General features: G+C 60.3%; 20 protein-coding genes. 8 read left to right on the forward strand and 12 right to left on the reverse strand.

Annotated elements, in window-relative coordinates; all coding sequences use genetic code 11:
• Nucleotides 1–17: 17 nt before the first annotated feature.
• Together ACEN8E_RS25760 and ACEN8E_RS25765 are read right to left on the reverse strand one after the other, a co-directional pair.
• Nucleotides 18–488: a DUF2442 domain-containing protein gene (locus ACEN8E_RS25760; RefSeq protein ID WP_495590364.1), complete on the reverse strand. Its 471-nt coding sequence runs from the start codon at nt 486–488 to the stop codon at nt 18–20.
• Nucleotides 485–913, reverse strand: a complete 429-nt coding sequence (locus ACEN8E_RS25765) for a DUF4160 domain-containing protein (RefSeq protein WP_495590365.1) — start codon at nt 911–913, stop codon at nt 485–487. Before ACEN8E_RS25765 ends, ACEN8E_RS25760 begins: the two co-directional genes overlap by 4 nt.
• A 226-nt stretch (nt 914–1139) precedes the next feature.
• Between ACEN8E_RS25765 and ACEN8E_RS25770 the strand changes: the two genes are divergently transcribed.
• The 3 genes from ACEN8E_RS25770 to ACEN8E_RS25780 all read left to right on the forward strand — a co-directional run bounded on the left by ACEN8E_RS25770 (nt 1140) and on the right by ACEN8E_RS25780 (nt 3492).
• Entirely contained in the window at nt 1140–2051 is a 912-nt protein-coding gene (locus ACEN8E_RS25770; protein WP_495590366.1) for a LysR family transcriptional regulator, read from the forward strand.
• 140 nt (nt 2052–2191) lie between these two features.
• Nucleotides 2192–2632, forward strand: coding sequence for a type II 3-dehydroquinate dehydratase (gene aroQ / locus ACEN8E_RS25775; RefSeq protein WP_495590367.1), 441 nt, complete (start codon nt 2192–2194; stop codon nt 2630–2632).
• 5 nt (nt 2633–2637) lie between these two features.
• Nucleotides 2638–3492 (forward strand): shikimate dehydrogenase, encoded by an 855-nt coding sequence (locus ACEN8E_RS25780; protein ID WP_495590368.1) that lies wholly within the window; start codon nt 2638–2640, stop codon nt 3490–3492.
• Between the two features lie 48 nt (nt 3493–3540).
• On the opposite strand, the gene ACEN8E_RS25785 is transcribed toward ACEN8E_RS25780, so the two are convergent.
• Together ACEN8E_RS25785 and quiC are read right to left on the reverse strand one after the other, a co-directional pair.
• Nucleotides 3541–4218 (reverse strand): TetR/AcrR family transcriptional regulator, encoded by a 678-nt coding sequence (locus ACEN8E_RS25785; protein ID WP_495590369.1) that lies wholly within the window; start codon nt 4216–4218, stop codon nt 3541–3543.
• A 102-nt stretch (nt 4219–4320) separates the two neighbouring features.
• Nucleotides 4321–6222 carry a 3-dehydroshikimate dehydratase QuiC gene (gene quiC / locus ACEN8E_RS25790; RefSeq protein WP_495590370.1) on the reverse strand — a complete coding sequence of 634 codons (1902 nt, stop codon included), beginning with the start codon at nt 6220–6222 and terminating at the stop codon, nt 4321–4323.
• Between the two features lie 268 nt (nt 6223–6490).
• Here quiC and ACEN8E_RS25795 point away from each other — a divergent pair, with 268 nt between their 5' ends.
• On the forward strand, nt 6491–7828 hold the full coding sequence (locus ACEN8E_RS25795; protein ID WP_495590371.1) for an MFS transporter: 1338 nt from the start codon (nt 6491–6493) through the stop codon (nt 7826–7828).
• 27 nt (nt 7829–7855) lie between these two features.
• On the opposite strand, the gene ACEN8E_RS25800 is transcribed toward ACEN8E_RS25795, so the two are convergent.
• The 5 genes from ACEN8E_RS25800 to ACEN8E_RS25820 form a co-directional block, all read right to left on the reverse strand.
• The gene (locus tag ACEN8E_RS25800; protein ID WP_495589505.1) at nt 7856–8818 is read right to left on the reverse strand and encodes an IS110 family transposase; all 963 of its coding nucleotides are present in this window, start codon (nt 8816–8818) and stop codon (nt 7856–7858) included.
• Nucleotides 8819–9125: 307 nt separating this feature from the next.
• The gene (locus ACEN8E_RS25805; RefSeq protein ID WP_413703983.1) at nt 9126–10004 is read right to left on the reverse strand and encodes a DMT family transporter; all 879 of its coding nucleotides are present in this window, start codon (nt 10002–10004) and stop codon (nt 9126–9128) included.
• Nucleotides 10005–10153: 149 nt separating this feature from the next.
• The gene (locus ACEN8E_RS25810; protein ID WP_495590372.1) at nt 10154–10969 is read right to left on the reverse strand and encodes a sugar phosphate isomerase/epimerase family protein; all 816 of its coding nucleotides are present in this window, start codon (nt 10967–10969) and stop codon (nt 10154–10156) included.
• A gap of 2 nt (nt 10970–10971) precedes the next feature.
• The gene (locus tag ACEN8E_RS25815; RefSeq protein ID WP_495590373.1) at nt 10972–12027 is read right to left on the reverse strand and encodes a Gfo/Idh/MocA family protein; all 1056 of its coding nucleotides are present in this window, start codon (nt 12025–12027) and stop codon (nt 10972–10974) included.
• A gap of 241 nt (nt 12028–12268) precedes the next feature.
• Complete coding sequence (locus tag ACEN8E_RS25820; protein WP_495590374.1) at nt 12269–13045, reverse strand: IclR family transcriptional regulator; 777 nt, start codon at nt 13043–13045, stop codon at nt 12269–12271.
• Nucleotides 13046–13219: 174 nt separating this feature from the next.
• Between ACEN8E_RS25820 and ACEN8E_RS25825 the strand changes: the two genes are divergently transcribed.
• From ACEN8E_RS25825 to ACEN8E_RS25840, 4 genes are all read left to right on the forward strand, one after another.
• Complete coding sequence (locus tag ACEN8E_RS25825; RefSeq protein ID WP_495590375.1) at nt 13220–14968, forward strand: FAD-dependent oxidoreductase; 1749 nt, start codon at nt 13220–13222, stop codon at nt 14966–14968.
• Nucleotides 14952–15785, forward strand: a complete 834-nt coding sequence (locus ACEN8E_RS25830; protein WP_495590376.1) for an aldo/keto reductase — start codon at nt 14952–14954, stop codon at nt 15783–15785. The genes ACEN8E_RS25825 and ACEN8E_RS25830 overlap by 17 nt, the downstream gene beginning before the upstream one ends.
• A gap of 230 nt (nt 15786–16015) precedes the next feature.
• A complete protein-coding gene (gene ypfJ / locus ACEN8E_RS25835) occupies nt 16016–16909 on the forward strand; it encodes a KPN_02809 family neutral zinc metallopeptidase (RefSeq protein ID WP_495590377.1) in 894 nt (297 codons plus the stop codon).
• Complete coding sequence (locus ACEN8E_RS25840) at nt 16910–17869, forward strand: alpha/beta fold hydrolase (RefSeq protein ID WP_495590378.1); 960 nt, start codon at nt 16910–16912, stop codon at nt 17867–17869.
• 124 nt (nt 17870–17993) lie between these two features.
• On the opposite strand, the gene ACEN8E_RS25845 is transcribed toward ACEN8E_RS25840, so the two are convergent.
• The 3 genes from ACEN8E_RS25845 to ACEN8E_RS25855 form a co-directional block, all read right to left on the reverse strand.
• The gene (locus tag ACEN8E_RS25845; protein WP_008022597.1) at nt 17994–18587 is read right to left on the reverse strand and encodes an HAD family hydrolase; all 594 of its coding nucleotides are present in this window, start codon (nt 18585–18587) and stop codon (nt 17994–17996) included.
• Nucleotides 18584–19453, reverse strand: coding sequence for an acyl-CoA thioesterase II (gene tesB / locus ACEN8E_RS25850; RefSeq protein ID WP_495590379.1), 870 nt, complete (start codon nt 19451–19453; stop codon nt 18584–18586). The genes ACEN8E_RS25845 and tesB overlap by 4 nt, the downstream gene beginning before the upstream one ends.
• A gap of 105 nt (nt 19454–19558) precedes the next feature.
• Complete coding sequence (locus ACEN8E_RS25855; protein ID WP_495590380.1) at nt 19559–20128, reverse strand: GNAT family N-acetyltransferase; 570 nt, start codon at nt 20126–20128, stop codon at nt 19559–19561.
• Between the last annotated feature and the right edge of the window lie 59 nt (nt 20129–20187).

Below are 20187 nucleotides of genomic sequence, written 5' to 3' on the forward strand. Positions count from 1 at the left end.
CTACAAAAAAGCCGTCTTCACGACGGCTTTTTTGTAGGCACTTGCAAGGCAACATCGACCTTGCGCGGACGCCCGCCTTTCCTGCCGTTGGCCCGCGCAGCTTCAGACTTTGCGGCGCTGCTCTGGCGACCATTGCGCGAAGCGACGACCGAGGCCGCCATGGCCATCAGCGGCTTGCTCGCAGAAATCATCCCGGCGATGGATACATGCAGGTCCCTGCCTTCATGGCACAGCGCAGTCCCCGCGTAGCCGCAAGTCAGACTGGCAAAGTCCTCGACCTCGAAATCATCGAACTCCGGATAGTTGGCCACGGGCAACAATACGCCGCTGCCATCTTCGAAGCTGACGGCCAGACAGGGGGGCAGGTAAGTAACCGCTGTAGCTTGCAGGCTGTTTTTTCTGCGCAATTCGCCACGTTCAATGGCTTTGTCCAGGCCACCTTCCGTTACGGAATTATCAGCCTGAACCTTGGCTTTTATCGTTTTCATAACTCAATCTCCACACCTTCCTGTGTGCCGACCAGAGACAGCACTGTTTTGTTCGTTTCAGGCATGTACCAAGCCGATCCAATCATATTGGTGGTGCTGACAACCCTTTTAACCACAACGACTTCGTTGCTTTGCCAATCCCACAATTGATTATCAAGACAGGCCGTTTGCAGTTTTCGCCACCAGATACTCCGGGCGCGCCGCAAATGGGCAGGTTGCTTGAGCGATTGGCGCAATCCCTCAAGCACCGCCAACGGTGGCCGACGAGAAAGCGGAACAACATCCCAGAGCTCGACACCGTTGTGCCAAAAGCTGAATCTGAATCTCGCACTCCACGTGCCCGCTTCCACATGCGCATGAGGCGGACAATGCTCGTCTCGCAACATGATCACTACCGACAGTCCTTTGAAACTGCATACCTTCATGCTAACCCATCCGTTAGGTTAATGAATCCGTGGATTCGACATTCCCTGGAGAATCCGACCGCTGGCATGGGCAGTCGAATCGTTTCTTCCGTCCTCAGGCTAGCGTCCTGGCGATTCCCGGACCTGCGGAACACCACGCGAAATGGTAAGAAATCCTTTCTTTACCGCGCTGGCACCTGATAAATATTGATCCTGCCTCTTCATCTGATCCCCGGTGTAATCAATCATGCAGCGACAATTCGACGATCTTCAGTTGGGCAGCATTGAACTGTTTTGCCTGGCCGCAGAGGCCGGCAGTTTTACTGCCGCGGCGCTGGTGGCAGGCGTCACGCCCGCTGCCGTGAGCCGTTCGGTGTCGCGCATGGAAGAACGCCTGGGTGTGCGCCTGTTCGCGCGCACCACGCGTAGTGTGAAGCTGACCGACAGCGGTCGCCGCTATTACGAGGAGTGCCGCCAGGCCCTGGCACAACTGGTCGAGGCCCAGCGTGAGGTGATGGGCCAGCAGCAAGTGCCGTCCGGTACTTTGCGCATCAGTATTCCGACCACCTACGCGCATCATCGAATCCTGCCGCTGCTGCCCGAATTTCGCGCGCGTTATCCGGCGGTGAAGGTCGAGTCGCACATCAGCAATCGCAACATCGATTTCGTCGGCGAAGGCTACGACATGGCGATTCGTGTGCGAGCCATCCCGGATTCGGGCCTGATCGCCCGGCCGCTGGAAGATGCCGCCCTGGTGATGATCGCCAGCCCTGATTACCTGAAACGGGCCGGCACTCCGCAAACCCTCGACGATCTCGAAAACCACGAATGCATTCAGTACGAATTGCCCAGCAGTGGCCGACGCATTGCCTGGCTGTTCAACGATGGTGGTATGCCTCGAGAGATTCTGGCCGAAGGCAACCTCAGTTGCTCCGACGATGTACTGGGCGGCGTGACCCTGGCCAAACACGGGGCGGGGTTGTTTCAGACCTATCGCTTTATCGTTGAAAAGGAACTGGCCGACGGCTCGCTGGTGGAAGTGCTCAAGCCGTATGACGGACGCTCGCGGCCATTCACTCTGCTATACCCGCAAAGCCGTCATGTTCCGCTGCGCTTGCGGGCGTTCATTGATTTTCTGGTGGAGCATCTGCCGCGCTGAACAGCGAAAGTGTCCGATCATCGCCCACAAACCGCCAGCCTGCCTTCTCCGCAATTGACCGTATTAACTAGTTAGTACAATTTATCTCCACAGGCCGAGAACCTCGGTCGCTTCCAAAAACAATAAGTGGAGAGATTGCGATGTCCCCTATCGTTCTGGTGCTCAACGGCCCGAACCTGAACCTGCTCGGCACCCGTGAACCGTCGACATACGGCCACGAAACCCTGGCAGACATTTCGGCCCTGTGCGGGCGCGCCGCCGAGGAGTTCGGCCTGGCAGTGGAGTTTCGCCAGACCAACCACGAAGGCGAATTGCTCGACTGGATTCACGCAGCCCGCGGTCGCTGCGCCGGGATCGTCATCAATCCTGCCGCGTGGACCCACACCTCGGTTGCCATCCGCGATGCCCTGGTCGCAAGCGAGCTGCCAGTCATCGAAGTCCACCTGTCCAACGTGCATGCCCGCGAGGCCTTCCGCCACCACTCGTTCGTCTCCGCCATTGCGACTGCGGTGATGGCCGGTTTTGGCAGTCACGGCTATCGCCTGGCGCTGGAACACTTCAGTCATCGTTTGAAGGGGTGATCGCCGTGACTCAGAACAACGTAGTACTGGCCGGGCTGATTGGCGCCGGCATCCAGGCCTCCCGCACACCGGCCTTGCACGAGCACGAAGGCGATGCCCAGGGAATGCGTTACCTCTATCGCCTGATTGACCTCGACTCGTTGAAACTCGACAGCAACGCCCTGCCCGACTTGCTGATGGCTGCCGAGCGCATGAACTTCACCGGTTTGAACATCACGTTTCCGTGCAAGCAGGCAATTATCCCGTTGCTCGACGAATTGTCACCGGAGGCCCGCAGCATCGGCGCGGTGAACACCGTAGTGCTGAAGGGCGGCAAACGCATCGGTCATAACACCGATTGCCTGGGGTTCGCCGAAGGGTTTCGCCGAGGCTTGAAGGACGTTGCCGTTGAACGTGTCGTACAGATGGGCGCCGGCGGTGCCGGCGCAGCGGTGGCTCACGCCTTGTTGAGCGAAGGCGTACAACGGCTGAGCATTTTTGACGTGGACATCCGCCGCGCCCAGGATCTGGCCGACAACCTCAATCAGCATTTCGGCGTCGGTCGGGCGATAGCCGGGTATGACCTGCCGAGCGCCCTGACCCAGGCTGACGGCCTGGTAAACACCACGCCGATGGGCATGAAAAAACTGCCGGGCATGCCGGTGCCGGTCGAGTTGCTTCGAGCCGAACTGTGGGTGGCGGAAATCGTTTACTTCCCGTTGGAAACCGAACTGCTGCGCAACGCCCGCGCCCTCGGTTGCCGGACGCTGGACGGCGGCAACATGGCCGTGTTTCAGGCGGTGAAGGCGTTCGAATTGTTCTGCGGAGTGGTGCCGGATGCCCAGCGAATGCTTGAGCATTTCCAGAGCATGAATGACTGAAAAGCTTCGTGGGCAAATATGGCGAGGGGGCTTGCCCCTCGCCACAGGTCAGGCCTGCAGGTAGCGCAATACCGACTCGCAAATCATCTCCCGATGACGCTGCTTGATGCGTTCATCCGGCAGATCGATCTGAAAAATCTCACCAAAGGTGTGGCGGTTCGAGACGCGATAGAAGCAGAACGAACTGATCAGCAGGTGCACATCCAGCGGATCAAGACCGGCACGGAACAGCCCTTGCTCGGCGCCGCGACTCAGAATCTCGCCCAGTGAATCGAGGATCGTGTTGTTCATCGCCTTGATCGCATCGGAGCGCTTCACGTACTCGGCGTTGTGAATGTTCTCGATGCTGACGATGCGCACGAAATCGACGTTGCGGTCATGGTGATCGAAAGTGAACTCCACCAGCCGCCGAATCGCCTCGACCGGCGCCAGCTCTGCAAGGTGCAGGCGATTTTCAGTGCTGCGGATATCGCCGTAGAGTTTCTCCAGCACCTCGACGTAGAGCTGCTCCTTACTGCCGAAGTAGTAATAGATCATGCGCTTTGAGGTGTGGATGCGCTCGGCGATGGCATCGACGCGAGCACCGGAAAGCCCCTGCTGGACGAACTCGACTATCGCCTCCTGCAGGATGTTTTCGCGGGTCTTTTCCGGGTTGTTCTTGCGACTCTTGCGCGGCTCGGCGCCTGGTTCGACGGGGGCTGCGGGGAGTTCTGAATTCATTGTCATTGCGGGCTCACGGCCATCACTGCACAGGCTGGCGATTATGGGCCGCGCGGCACGGTGAAGGAAGCCGCACAGCCCACGTTTAATCCCGCGATTACGAATTTCCTACAACTTCGCCTGACGCAATGCGCCGCTCCGGGATTTGGCCATGGCCGCCAGCCGCACCGCCACGTTGGCCGCGCCGTAGCCGGCATAACCGTTTTTGCGCTGGATGATCTCAAAGAAGAATCGCCCCTCGAACGGTTCGGTGTACACATGAAACAGTTCACCGCCCTGGGCGTCGCGGTCGTACAACACGTTGTAGTAGGCCAGTTCGCTGAGGAACTCGTCGTCGAAGTCGAACCGCGCCGCCAGGTCATCGTAGTAGTTGAGCGGGATATCCAGCAGCGGCACGCCCGCCTCTTTCGCACGGCGGACCTGGGCAAAGATGTCATCACAATCAAACGCGATGTGATGCACACCGGAACCACGATAACTCGACAGCGCGTGTGAGATCGCAGTATTGCGGTTTTCGGAAATGTTCAGCGGCAGACGAATCGAACTGTCGCGACTGCGCAAGGCGCGGCTCTTCACCAGGCCATAAGGATCCGGCAACACGACCTCATCGTCCGCCTCGAAATCCAGCAGGCTCTTGTAGAACAGCACCCAGCTGTCGAGGCTGTCGGCCGGCAACGCCATCGCCATGTGGTCGATGCGTTTGAGACCGCCGTTGACCGGCGCCTGCGGGTACAGATTGAAGTCAGTGCCATAGACATCGGCGTGCTGATCCACCAGATAGATCAGGCTGCCATCCGGCGCACGCACCGCCGCCAGCTCCAATTCATTGGGGCCGACCAGCCCGCGATAGGGCTGGCCCTTGTAGGCCACGGCACGGGCCAATGCGCTCGCGCTGTCCTTGACCCGCACAGCGGTCGCGCACAACGAAGGGCCGTGGGCTTCGAAAAAGCTGTGGCCGAAAGAGTACGGTTCCGAGTTCAGGATCAGATTGATATCACCCTGACGCAACAGGCTGACGCTCTTGGAGCGATGCTGCCCGGCCTTGACGAAACCCAGTCGCTCCAGCCAATGGGAGAGCTTGGCACCAAGGCTTTCGTCCACGGCGAACTCGAGAAACTCGATGCCGTTGTACTCGCTGGCCTTGGGTGTCTCGAACAGAATTTCGGGGTTGGCCGCAGGCGTGGCTTGCTGCCCCAGACGCTCGCGGGTTTTTTCTTCCAGGTACAACAACGAGCGCAAACCGTCGGCGGCGTTGGCGCGTGGTGGCGCGGCGCGGAAGCCATCGTTGAAGATTTCCAGCGACAACGGCCCGGTGTACCCGCTCTTGATGATCGGCGCGAGGAACCCCGGCAAGTCGAATTCCCCTTGGCCCGGGAAGCAGCGAAAATGCCGGCTCCACTCCAGCACGTCCATGGCCAGGATCGGCGCGTCGGCCATTTGCACAAAGAAGATCTTGTCGCCGGGGATCTCGGCGATAGCACTGGGATCGCCCTTGAGCGACAAGGTGTGAAAGCTGTCCAGCAACACGCCAAGGCTTGGGTGATCGGCCTGACGCACGATGTTCCACACCTGTTGCCAGGTGTTCACATGCCGGCCCCAGGCCAATGCTTCGTAACCAATGCGCAGGCCGCGAGCCCCGGCGCGCTCGGCCAGCAGTCGCAAATCATCGACCAGAATCTGTTCATCACCGACGGACTCGACCGAGGCGTTGCTGCACACCAGCACCAGGTCGGTGCCCAGTTCCTGCATCAGGTCGAACTTGCGCTCGGCGCGTTCCAGGTTGCGCGACAGCCGATCACGCCGACAGCCTTCGAAATCACGGAAGGGTTGAAACAGGGTGATGGCGATTCCGAGATCGGCACACATCTGTTTGATTTCCCGTGGACTGCCGTCGAAATAGAGAAGGTCGTTCTCGAAAATCTCGACGCCGTCGAATCCGGCGGCGGCAATGGCTTCGAGTTTTTCCGGCAGGGTACCGCTCAAGGATACGGTGGCAATGGAACGCTGCATATTTCGACTCCCGGTGGAGGCTTCGGCTACAGGGAATTTGCGCCGCTTTTAAAAGAGTGTGGGAATTATTGAGCCGGCCGATGCATTGAGCAATTTAAAGTGTACTACCCAGTTAGTTTTGTGTTCGATTATCGAACAAAATGGTGGTTGGCGAATTGACGATTTTTTGTCCAATGCCCAACATCGTCCTCACATTAAGTCCGGACACGCAGCACCGGCCGCGATGTCCAGAACACCAAATAACAAATTCAAAAAACGGGTGGTACACATGATTCCTTCCCAAAGCTCACGCATGGCTCCGGCCATGAACGTCACTGCCGGTGGCATCGGCGACAAAATCCGCGGCGCCATGGCGGTCGGCAAAACCCGTTGGGGCATGCTGGCGCTGGTGTTTTTCGCCACCACCCTGAACTACATCGACCGCGCCGCACTCGGCGTGATGCAGCCTATCCTGGCCAAGGAAATGAGCTGGACGGCGATGGATTACGCCAACATCAACTTCTGGTTCCAGGTGGGTTACGCCATCGGTTTCGTGCTGCAGGGCCGGCTGATCGACCGGGTCGGCGTGAAGCGCGTGTTCTTCTGCGCCGTGCTGCTCTGGAGCCTGGCGACCGGCGCCCACGGCCTGGCCACTTCGGCGGCCGGCTTCATGGTCTGTCGCTTCATCCTCGGCCTGACGGAAGCTGCCAACTACCCGGCCTGCGTGAAAACCACCCGTCTGTGGTTCCCGGCCGGCGAGCGCGCCGTGGCCACCGGGATTTTCAACGCAGGGACCAACGTCGGTGCGATGTTCACCCCGATGCTGCTGCCGCTGATCCTCCACGCCTGGGGCTGGCAGGCCGCGTTCCTGTGCATGTCGGCACTGGGCGGGATCTGGCTGCTGTTCTGGGGCTTGAAGTACTTCAACCCGGAAGAGCATCCGAGCGTCAAACAATCGGAGCTGGACTACATCCAGAAAGAAGTCGAGCCGGAACAAGCCCGCGTGCCGTTCTCGAAAATCCTGCGCATGCGCGGCACTTGGGCCTTCGCCCTCGCCTACTCGATTACCGCACCAGTGTTCTGGTTCTACCTGTACTGGCTGCCGCCGTTCCTCAATCAGCAATACAACCTGGGTATCAACGTGACCCAGATGGGCATTCCGCTGATCATCATCTACCTCACTGCCGACTTCGGCAGCGTTGGCGGCGGCATCCTCTCCTCGTTCCTGATCGGTCGCGGGGTCAACCCGATCAAGGCGCGGCTGATGTCGATGCTGCTGTTCGCCTGCTGCATCATCGGCGTGATCATGGCCGCCGGCTCCAGCAATTTGTGGGTCGCCGTATTCGCCATCTCCCTGGCCATCGGCGCGCACCAGGCCTGGACTGCAAACATCTGGAGCCTGGTGATGGACTACACGCCCAAGCACATGATGAGCACGGTATTCGGCTTCGGCGGCATGTGTGCGGCGATTGGCGGGATGTTCATGACCCAGTTGGTCGGCCATATCCTGACCGTCACCAACAACAATTACACGGTGCTGTTCACCCTGATTCCGGCGATGTACTTCATCGCGCTGACCTGGCTGTACTTCATGGCACCGCGCAAGATTCCGACCGTCACTGACTAAAGAAGTCATCAGTCCCTGTGGGAGATTCTATGTTGCAGGGGAACCCTGCAGCCTTAAATTTGGCTGGTATTCGCTCTGATTTTTCATGAGGGCGAATGCCACCCGACAGAGCTTGCGGGCGAGGATGACCAGAGCCTGAGTTCTGGCCAGGCCTCTTGCCAAGTAAGACTCATAGAGCGGTTTCCAGACGGGAGACCGGCAAGCCGCCATTGCTGCATTGTGCGCAAGACGCCGCAGCTCCCCATCGCCTTTTTTGCTCAAGTGGCGCGGACTGTGCTTCTTTCCTGAGTCCTTCGGCCTCAGGTCCATTCCCAAAAAGGCAATAAACGCATCGGCACTGGCGAATTGACCACGCATAAAAGTGGCTGCCAGACCGGTGGCCGTGAGTTCGCCAATCCCTTCAATCGCTTGACAACGCCTGATGTTTTCGGTGATCCCGGCCTCTTGGCTGGCTTTGCGCAGCAATTTCTGAATAGCCTGATCAGTCTGTTTGAAGTGCTCCAGCTCTTGGGCCAGAAGGTCTTTGAGAAGGGGCTCACTCGACCAACTCAGCATGATGCTAACCCGGGCTTTCATCAGTTCTGCACGTTTGTTGAGGAGGCTTTTCAACACGGTGTAGAGCTTCGGAGGTGGATTCCAGATGCGAAGCCGATCCTGCTCACTGGTCAGGTAACGTGCCAGCAAACGCGCATCACAGGGGTCGGTTTTTGCTCGCTGGCCAATGCTTTCGCGGTAGTGGCTCACCCGATAAGGGTCCACAACATAAACTCGGTGCCCCATGCCATGGGCCAGTTCAGCGGTATCCAGGTGGTAGAGACTGGTGGCTTCCAAGGCAATCGAGCTTTGCGCCGGCAGGGATTTGAGCCAGCGCCCAATAGCTGTGCGATCGTTGTTGATGAACTGAGTGATTTTCAGATCTTCGCGGTAAACGACGATTTCTGCCTTGGCCACATCGACACCAACCACCGTTGGCGAGGTAAGGATTGTCATGACGAATCCTCGGAGCTAGGGTTTAAGTGCTTGTCGGGGTCTACCGTAGCGCTGGCTTGCCTCTATCGTCGGTATTAACCGATGAATTCCTTATCGGCGCTTTAGGTAGAAAGGGCGGAACGAGAAGTCTCCCACGGTCCGTACTGGCTAGAGTCGGAATCGAGCTTTTAGTCCCGCCCACCCCTTCAAGTCTAAACATACAAGCGAGCCTGCTCGCGAAAGCGGTACGTCAGCCAACATCAATGTTGAATGACAGTCCGTCTTCGCGAGCAGGCTTCGCTCCCACAGGTCTCTGATCGTTACCCTTCTAGCGCCGGCTTTGCTGCCAGGCTGCCGCCAGCCCGCTGCAACAGATCACGGCAATGCCGATCACGGTGGTCAGTGTCGGCGTGTGGGAAAACAGCAGCCAGCCCAGCAGGCCGGCAAAGATGATCTGGCAATAGCTGAACGGCGCCAGCAGTGCCGGTGCAGCCAGACGAAACGCCTGGGTCAGGAACAGGTGTGCCGTCATCCCGCAGGTCCCCAGCGCCACCATCATCGCACCATGCATCAGGTTCGGCGTCTGCCAGAAGAACGGCACCAACGCACTCATCACCAGCGTGTTGCACAGGCCTGCGAAGAAATTGCTGGTGGTCGGGCTGTCGATCTCGCTGAGCTTGCGCGTCAGCAGTTGATAGAAGCAGAAAAACAATGCCGAGCAGAACGGCAGCAACACCGCCGGGGTGAACAGATCACCCCCCGGGTGAACGATGATCAGCACCCCGATAAAACCGCAAATCACCGCCAGCCATTGCCCCCGCGTCACTCGCTCCTTCAGCAGCGGCACCGACAAAGCGGTGACCAGTACCGGTGCCAGGAAGTTGACCGACGTGGCCTCGGCCAGCGGGATGTACATCAACCCCGTGGTAAAAAACAGACTGGTGCCCAGCAGGCACAGCGCTCGGATCACCTGAAGCAATGGCCGTTTGGTACGCAGGACCCGCAGCCCGGATTGCGGCAGGAATATCCCGGCCATCAGCAAGGTGTGAACCACATAGCGCGCCCAGACCACCATGACAATGGGATAGAACCCGGAGAGGTATTTGGAAAAGGCGTCGTGGGTGGAAAACAGGAAGGTGGCGACAACGATCAGCAAGATCCCTTTGAAGGGCTGATTGACGCCGGAAAGCGGGGTGCTGACGGTCATTGGGTTTCCTTTTTTACATCCTTGATTTGTAGGAGCGAGCTTGCTCGCGATGGTCGTCAACGATGATGATGGCCGCCTGGATAAACACGGCGCCCTCACGTCCATCGCGAGCAAGCTCGCTCCTACAGGCGATATGTGCGCAGCACCGATTACAGCCGCGCCAACAATTCCCGGGTTTTATCCAGCGCCATCTGCGCCCGCTCCAGCCCACTCACGCCCTGCTCCAGCAATTGCACGGTGGGAATCTCCAGGCTCAATGGAATGTTAGTTGGCAAACAACTCAGCAACCCTGACAAATCACAATCGCCATCGCCGGGAAAACGCCGTTCGTTACGCGCCTGACGCAAGATCTCCGCCATATCGGTCGGCCGCAGTCCTGCGACATCACACAACTGCGCATACCGTAACCGTGAGGGAGCAACTTTGGCCAGATCTTCCAGCCGCGAACCCGAGCGATCGAAGTGGAAGGCGTCCACCAGCACGCCGCCGTTTTCCCGCCCGGCGTTTTCTACAATACGCACGGCTTGTTGAAGATTGCGCGCATCGGTCCAAGGCATGAACTCCAGATGCGGGTGCAGCCCATAGAGTGTCGCCAGATCACAGAGTTCGGCAAAATGTTCCGTCAGCCGTTGTTCGTCAGGGTCGTTGCCGGCCACCAGCAATTCACTGGCACCGAATTGGGCACCCACCTCCAGAATTTTCTCGAAGTCGGCAACAACGGTTTCCGGCTTGAGACGCAGGATTTCGACGTCCAGCACCCCGATACCGGTATCGCGCAGACGCGCCAGGGTTTGGCGCCGCAATTGGTTGTCGGTCACCAAGGCAAAATGGTGTTCCTCAGGGGTCGCCGGTACCAGGCGCAAGCCGACATGGCTGTAACCGGCCCGCGCGGCGACCTCGACCATGTCGGGCGGTGACAGCTCCAGCACAGTCAGGCTGGCCAGGGAGAAGACTCGTTCGTTCATGGTCAGCCCTCGACCAGGGATGGCGTGCAGGCACGACCGGTTTCGGCGGCTTCGCGGATGGCTTCGATCAGCGCCAAAGTACGCGCGGCATCGGCGGCGCTCACCAGCGGCTCGACTTCGCAACGCGCTACACGCACAAAGTGCTGCAACTGCAGGCGCAAGGCTTCTTCGGCACTGAAGCTTTCCTGGGTGGCCAGCAACGGTTGATGCCATCCGCCATCGGCTTGCGTGTAGTGCCAGTGCCTGAGTTGCGGAATGCTCAGCGCCCCACCCGTTCCGGCCAACAAGTAACACGGTTGATCGGCGTGACGCGGATAAACCGGGTTCTCTCCTGAATCCAGCTCCCAACTCCAGGGTGCGGCCACCGCATCCGAGCCGGTCAGGCTGCCCAGCGCACCGTTATCGAATTGCAGCAACACCGCCGCGCAGTCTTCGTTGGCAAACCCGCGTATGGCGTTGCTGGTAATGGCCTGAACCTGACGCACCTCGCCGCACAAGTGCCGCAGCAGATCGAGATCGTGGATCAGGTTGGTCAACAACATCCCCGCACCCGCCTCGCGGCGCCAGGGTGTTTCGAAATAGCTGTCGGGCTTGCGCAACTGCCAGAGCGCCGTGACCGTGGTCAGCCGACCCAACGCACCGCTGTGGATAAGTTCGTGGGCGCGGACGATCAGCGGATTGTGGCGACGATGATGGCCGACCAACACTGGAACACCACTCGCCTTCGAGGCAGCCACCAACTCCCGGGCTTCATCCAGGTGCACACCCACCGGTTTTTCCAGCAATACCGGCACGCCGGCCGCGAGACAATCGAGGGCCGTGCTGACGTGCAGCGTGTTCGGGTTGGCGACGATGACGGCGTCCGGCTTCGCCTGCTCCAGCATCTGACGATAATCGACGAAATGAGCCACATTCCATTCAGCTGCAAGACTTGCCGCCTGCGGTCCGGGATCGGCCACGGCGCACAAGGTCGCTTCGGTCATGGATTGCAGATGCCGGTAATGCTGCTGGCCCATATTGCCAGCACCGATCAAAGCGATGCGAAGGGGTGAATTCAAGATGCGGTCCTCTTGTCAGTGTTATTGGAGCGATGAACTCCAATAATTTAGAACCGAGTTCCAGATTCTTACACAGACCACTTCTGAAAGTGTTCGAACAGCGCACAGCTTCTTAAGTTGAACGCTGTTCCAAATGTGGGAGCTGGCCTGCTCCCGAAGAGGGCGTGTCAGTCACCATCCAGATTGCATGACGCACCGCATTCGCGAGCAGGCTCGCTCCCACAAGGGATTTGCAGAGGCTTTAGCAGAACAACTCCGACGCCAGGCTCGCCGCCGACAACTCCTCGGCGTACGCCAGCAACAACGGCGCCAGCTCATGCAGCCGCGCCCCCGGCATCCGCGCGCTCGGCCCGGCGACGCTGAGCACGCCGATCACCCGCCCATCGGCGGGATGGCGCACCACCGCCGCAATGGCCGAAGTCCCCACCGCCGAGCTTTCCTCGACGCAGGCGTAGCCCTGCTCCCGCGCCAGACGCAGGCGTTCGAGCAATTCGATGTTGGAGCGCGGCGCGTTCGGCCCCACATGGTCCGGCACCTGCGCGTCCTGCCGCGCCACCAGCGACAAGGCTTCGGCATCGCTCATGCACGCCAGCCACGCATGCCCCGAGGCGGTGTAGAACAACGGCGCATCGCGGCCCATGTCCGGGTCGTAACGCAGGCCCGAGCGAGCACCTTGGGATTTGGCGATCCAGGTCTGACGCTCGCCGTCGATCACGCCCAGGCGCACCAGTTCGCCGGTTTCCTGAGCCAGTCGGTCAAGCACCGGTTGCACGATATCGGCACCGCTGCTCGACAGGTAGCGGAAGCCCATGGCCACCAGTTTGGTGGAGAGGTGATAGCGCAAATTCTCCGGATTCTGCCGCACGTAACCGAGGCGGATCAGCTCGGCCAACAGGCGATGGGTCGCGCTCTTGGGGATATCCAGCTGCTCCGCCAGCGTCTGCATCGGCAGGCCACGGGGATCGCTGGTGAGGCTTTCGAGCACACTGAAAACACGTTCGATCTGACTGCCGGCCATGGTCACTTCCACACAAAATTTTCTCGATTCTAGAAGACATCCGATCGAATGCGAAATCTGGAACTGACTGTTCGATAACCGCCCGCTTTATACCCTCAAGACTGTTCCGGCTTCATCTGATTCTTATATTTTATGGAATCAGATTCCAAAAAACAAAACACCGGAGTTCAAACAATGCCTGCCCAAGCGCACTTCCTTCCCGACATCGACTGCGATGTGTTGATCGTTGGTTCCGGTGCGGCGGGGCTGTCGGCGGCCGTGACCGCCGCGTGGCACGGGCTGAAAGTCATTGTGGTAGAAAAGGACCCCGTGTTCGGCGGTGCCACGGCCTGGTCCGGCGGCTGGGCCTGGGTGCCTTGCAACCCGCTGGCCCGGCGCGCGGGCATCGTCGAAGACGTTGAACGGCCTCGCACTTATCTGCAACACGAACTGGGCGAGCGCTTTGATCCGGCGATGATCGACGCTTTCCTGGAGGCCGGCCCGCAGATGGTGTCGTTCTTCGAGCAGCACACCACGCTGCAATTCGCCGACGGCAACGCCATTGCCGACATTCATGGCGACACGCCCGGGGCAGGCACCGGTGGACGCTCGGTGATCGCCGCCCCTTACGACGCACGAAAAGTCGGCAAGCTGCTCAAGCGTCTTCGCAAAACCATGCGGGAAACTTCGTTCATGGGCATGCCGATCATGGCGGGGGCGGATCTCACGGCATTCCTCAATCTGACCCGTTCACTGTCGGCGGCCTGGCACGTTACGCGGCGCTTCAGCCGCCACCTGTTCGATCTGGTCGTACATGGCCGGGCGATGCAACTGGTCAACGGCGTGGCATTGGTGGCGCGCCTGGCAAAGTCCGCAGACGACCTCGGCGTGCTGCTCTGGGAATCCGCGCCCGTGACCCGATTGCTGCGCGAGCACGATCAGGTACGAGGTGCTGTGGTCAGCACCGCCAAAGGCTCGGTGCGCATCCATGCCCGCAAGGCCGTAGTGCTCGCGGCGGGTGGTTTCGCCAATGACATCGAGCGCCGCAAGGCACTGTTCCCCCGCACACCGACCGGACATGAGCATCTGGCCTTGCCGCCCCTCGGCGTTTGCGGCGATGGCCTGCGCCTGGGCGAAAGTGCCGGTGCGCGGCTGAATACCGACATGGCGTCTGCCGTCGCCTGGGCGCCGGTTTCTCGAGTGCCGCACAGCGACGGCAGCACGGGACATTTCCCACACATCATCGAGCGTGGCAAACCAGGCATCATCGGTGTGCTGAGCAACGGCCAGCGCTTCGTCAATGAAGCCAACGGTTACTACGACTACGTAACGGCCATGGTCGCCGCCGCCCCACAGGGTGAAGAAGTGGCGTCGTGGCTGATCTGCACCCATGGCTTTCAGCGTCGTTATGGCCTGGGCATCTCTCGGCCATTTCCGGTGCCGCTGTCGCCCTTCATCCGCAGCGGCTATCTGAAAAGCGGCAACACGCTCGAGGAATTGGCTGCAGCCTGCGGTATCGACCCGAGCGGCTTGCGCACCACTGTGTCGGACTACAACCGCCATGCGCGCAACGGCGAGGACCCACAGTTCGGTCGTGGTTCCACGCCGTACAACCGCAAGCAGGGCGACGCATTACAACAGCCCAACCCATGCGTCGCGCCGATCGAACAAGGCCCGTTCTATGCCGTGAAGGTCCAGCCGGGCTGCTTCGGCACCTTCGCCGGGCTCAAGGTCAACCCACACGCCCAGGTCCTGGACGACGCGGCGCAGCCCATCGTCGGGCTGTATGCGGCGGGCGGCGACATGGCGAGCATCATGGGCGGTCATTACCCCGCTGGCGGCATCAATCTTGGCCCGGCACTGACCTTCGGCTACATCGCCGCGCGCCATATCGCCGGCGTCACTGCTTATGAAAAGGAGATCGACCATGCAGAACATCGTTAACGCACAGGGTTTGAACATGCCGAAACTCGGCCTTGGCACCTGGCCAATGCTCGGCGAGGAATGCACCCGTGCCGTGGAGCAGGCTCTGGCCCTGGGTTACCGGCACATCGACACGGCAGCGGCCTACAACAACGAAGACGCTGTCGGTCAGGCGCTGGCGAACAGCCCGACACCCCGCGAGCAAATCCATGTCACGACCAAAGTCTGGTGGGACCAACTGCACCCCGACGCCATGCGCCACTCCATGGATCGCAGCCTCAAAGCCCTGCGCAGCGAATACGTCGACCTGTTCATGCTCCATTGGCCAGCCACCGACTGGGATTTGCCGCGCACCATCGCCACCCTGGTGTCGTTCAAGGAACAAGGCCTGGCGCGCAACATTGGCGTGGCGAACTTTCCGCTGCCCTTGTTGCGCAAAGTCGTCGAAGAACTGGGAGCGCCGCTGTCGGCGATCCAGGTCGAGTACCACGTACTGCTCGGACAAAACGCCCTGCTCAATTACGCCCGCCAACACGATCTTGCGCTGACGGCCTACACGCCACTGGCACGCAACAAGGTGTCTCAGGTTCCGGCCATCCAGCAGATCGCCGCTAAACACCGCGTACTGCCGACCCAGGTCGCGCTCAAATGGCTGCTCGATCAACACAACGTGGCCGCGATCCCCAAGGCCAGCAGCGAGGCCAATCAGCTGGCCAATCTTTCGGCGCTGGATGTGCAACTGGATGACGAAGACCGAGCCTTGATCGCCAGCCTGTCCAAACGCGAGCGTCAGGTCAGCCCGGACTTTGCGCCAGTGTGGGATGCATTCGACGAATAATCCGCAGGACCGGCGATCGCTCTCACGATAAAAACCCGTCACCAGACGGAATTCGACGGGCTATCCGTGTTCAATACAAGCCTGAAGCGTTCTCGGCAGCCCTTCGCGGGTTGCCGGGAATCAATCTGTGCGCGGGAAAAAGACGGACGACCGGACTGGCGCCGCTCCCACTTGGCAGCAACACTCATCGCACGAAGCTTTCCCCGGAACAGAAGAGTGAGGATTCCCACATGCTATGGAAAAAAGGCCGGCGCAGCGACAACGTGGTCGATGCCCGCGGCGATGACACCGGCGGTGGTGGCGGCGGGATGCGCTTCGGCGGTGGCAAGGGCTTAAGCCTGACGGCGATCCTCCTGATCGTCGGCATCGGCTGGATCACCGGCCAGGATCCAATGCAAATCCTCGGACAACTGACCGGGCAAATGGGCCAGCAATCGGCACCCGCCACCAACCAGAGCCGCAAGGCACCGCCGGCCAATGATGAAGGCGCGGAATTCGTGCGCTCGATCCTCGGCGATACCGAGGACACCTGGGGCGCGATATTCCAGCAGGCCGGCCGCCAATACAAAGAACCCACCCTGGTGCTGTTCAGCAACCGGGTGAATTCGGCCTGCGGCCTGGCCACCTCGGCGACCGGTCCGTTCTATTGCCCGGCGGACCAGAAAGTCTACCTGGACATGGCGTTCTTCCAGGAAATGTCCCAACGCTTTTCCGCCGCGGGCGACTTCGCCCAGGCCTATGTGATCGCTCATGAAGTCGGACACCATGTGCAGACCCTGCTTGGGGTGTCCGCAAAAATCCAGGCCGCACGCCAACAAGGCCGGCAGATGGAAGGCGACGGCGGCTTGCTGGTTCGTCAGGAACTGCAAGCCGATTGCCTGGCCGGCGTCTGGGCCAACAATGCGCAGAAGCGCCTGAACTGGCTGGAACCGGGCGACATCGAAGAAGCACTGAACGCTGCGAACGCCATCGGTGACGATCGTTTGCAGCAACAGGGTCAGGGCCGCGTGGTCCCGGACTCGTTCACCCACGGTACGTCGGCGCAACGGGTGCGCTGGTTCAAAACCGGTTTCGCCCAAGGCCAGGTAAGCCAGTGCGATACCTTTGCGACGAAAAATCTGTAAATGAAGAAATGGTTGTTGGTTGTTCTGTTTACTTGCGCAACGTCCCAGGCCGCCGAGCAAGGGGTCAAGGAGCTCAGTTCAGGGCGTCTGCTGTTGAAATCAGGTGAAATAGCTGTGGGCATCAGCCCCGCCCCGGCAAAAATCGAACGGGTGCTGATCATCCTCCACGGTCGCTTACGCAACGCGCAAACCTATCTGCAGAGCGGTGAGCACGCAGTCGAGTTGGCCGGGCAAGGCGCAACGACACTGGTGATCGCCCCGCAGTTTCTCAATGAAACCGACGTTGCAGTCCACCCGGTGGCCGACACGGTTTTGCGCTGGCAAGGCAATGAATGGATGGCCGGCGGCGAATCAACGGCGCCGTTTCGGCTGAGTTCCTACGCGGCACTCGACGAAATCATCACCCGCCTGGGTGACCGTCAGCAGTTTCCGGAAGTGAAGCAAATCGTCATCGCCGGGCACTCCGGGGGCGCGCAGGTGGTTCAGCGCTATGCGGTGCTCGGTCACGCGCAGGCCGGCCTCGATGCGGCTGGTGTGCAGGTGCGCTACGTGATCGCCAATCCGTCGTCCTATGCTTACTTCGACGAGCGCCGGCCCGTGGCGTTCAGCCACGCCGGTTGCCCGGAGTTCAATCGCTGGAAGTACGGGCTGACGGATTTACCGGCCTACGCCGAAGGGCAAAGCGCCGCGCAGTTGCAGGAAAACTACCTCAAGCGTGAAATCGTTTACCTGCTGGGACAGCAGGACATCGACCCGAATCATCCGGCACTGGACAAGAGCTGTGAGGCGCGGGCGCAGGGACCCTATCGATTGGCGCGCGGGCGCTTTTACTTTGACTACCTGAAGCGACTGGCACCCAAGGGGCTGAATCAGCAACTGATCGAAGTGCCCGGGGTCGGGCATAACGGGGATGGGATGTTTACCTCGCCAGAGGGACAGAAGGCACTGTTTGGGCAGTAAATTTGCACTGCCTTATCTGACGCCTTCGCGAGCAGGCTCGCTCCCACAAGGGATCTCATGGACACTGGGAGCAAATGTGGGAGCGAGCCTGCTCGCGAAAGCGGTTAACCCGGCAACAAAGCCCTCAAGCCGAAAGCATCTGCCGCAACTCGACACAATCCGCCGCATGCCAATCGGTCAATTCCGGCCACGGATTATCCGGCAGATTCACCAGTACCGTGCGTGCACCCGCCGCTCGCCCACAATCGAGGTCGAAGCGGTAGTCACCGACCATCACCAACTCGCTGGCCGGCACCTTCCACGCTTCGGCCAGCTTGAGCAGCCCGCCCGGATGCGGTTTGGGCGGTGCATCATCGCGGCCCAGCACATCCTCCAGCGCAAAGCAGTCGGCCAGGCCAATGGCCTCCAGCGTGACATGCGCCAGCTCTCGGGCATTGCGCGTGAGAATGCCCAGGCGATAACCGCGTCCGGCCAGCTCGCGCACCAACTCCACCGCGCCCGGCGCCGGTTTCGAACCCAGGGCCAGGTCCCGTTCGTGCTCCAGCAGCCACGCATGCTTGGCCGCGGCTTCATCGGCCGGCAGGGCGGCGAGGTGGGTCAGGATGTCGGCTTCGGCAGGAATCGCCAATGCGACGCGAATCGCCGCGAAATCGTGCACGGCCACGGTCAGGGTGCCGTCCATGTCGAACACCCAGTGACGCACGTCGGCCAGGCTCACGCCCAATCCTTGCGGTGACGGATCAAGCCTTCCTGCGTGACCGAGGCCACCAGTTGCCCGGCGCGGTTGAACACGCTGCCACGGGAAAACCCGCGCGAGTTGCCGGCCCACGGACTGTCCATCGCGTAGAGCAGCCAGTCATCGGCACGCAGGTCCTGGTGGAACCACAAGGCGTGATCGAGGCTGGCGACCTGCATGTCCTTGTGCCAGACCGATTTGCCGTGGGGCTGCATCGAGGTGGTCAACAAGCCGAAGTCCGATGCATACGCGAGCAGATACTTATGCAGCGCCGGCGAATCGGCCAAGGCGCCGTCGGCGCGGAACCAGACGTACTTGACCGGGTCAGACGGCAGCGGGTTGTAGGGATCTTTTTCGGTTACCGGGCGGAATTCGATCGGCTTGGGGCACAACAGCTTTTCGCGCATTTTCTCGGGAATCAGGTGCGCACGCTGCTGGGTGATTTCCAGCTCCGATGGCAGGTTTTCCGGGCCGACCACTTGCGGCATTTCGCTCTGGTGCTGGAAACCCTTTTCGTCGTACTGGAACGACGCACTGCAGGTGAAAATCGGGTGGCCCTTCTGGATCGCCGTCACCCGGCGCGTGCTGAAACTGCCACCGTCGCGTACCCGGTCAACCTGATACACCACCGGCAATCCGGCATCGCCCGGACGCAGGAAATAGCCGTGCATCGAATGCACATGGCGCGTCTCTTCAACCGTCTGACTGGCCGCCGACAGCGACTGACCGAGCACCTGACCGCCGAACAGCTGACGAAAGCCCAGGTCCTGGCTGCGGCCACGGAACAGGTTTTCTTCTATCGGTTCCAGGGTCAGCAGGTCGACCAGATCTTCCAACACTTGGCTCATTCAGACTCTCCTCACGCAAAACATTGCCGCGCAGTCTTGGCTGCGCCGGTCAATTCAGATTCTGGCCAATGCCAACATGGGGCCATTGTAAACGTCCGTGTCAGGTTATCCATGCAAGGTTTGCAGCCATTGTTCGCGGCTGATGCGATACAGCACATGCCTACGCAGCGGATGATCGGCTTCAAGTCGCGGGTGATCGAAGTCATCCGCCGGATCGTGCTGCATGCCAATGGCCTGCATGACTTTCTCTGACGGCAGATTGGTTTGCGTGGTGAAAGCCACGACCTCTTTCAGCGGCAAGCGGTCGAACCCGCAGCGCAGAGCGGTCCATGCCGCTTCACTGGCGTAACCGAGGCCCCAGTGCTCGCGGGCCAGGCGCCAACCGATTTCCGTGGCGGGTGTGAAAGGCGCGTCGAAGCCGACAACGTTGAGCCCGGTAAACCCGATGAACTGGCCGGAGTCCTTTCGCTGCAAGGCCCAGAGACCATAACCATGCTCGGCGAAATGACCACGGATTCGCCCGATCAATGATGCACTCTCCAACCGGCTCAAGGTTTCCGGGAAATAGCGCATCACCTGCGGATCGGCACACATCGCGGCAAAGTCCGCCAAATCTTCATCGCGCCACTGGCGCAACAGCAGCCGAGCGCTTTCAAGTTCCAGTATTGGCTCCATCGTGCCCCGCCCCTCCATTTCAATGTCGCCAGTCTACAACGCTGGTAGGATCCTTCTCT

It is taken from the genome of Pseudomonas sp. Pseusp9, assembly GCF_059491265.1.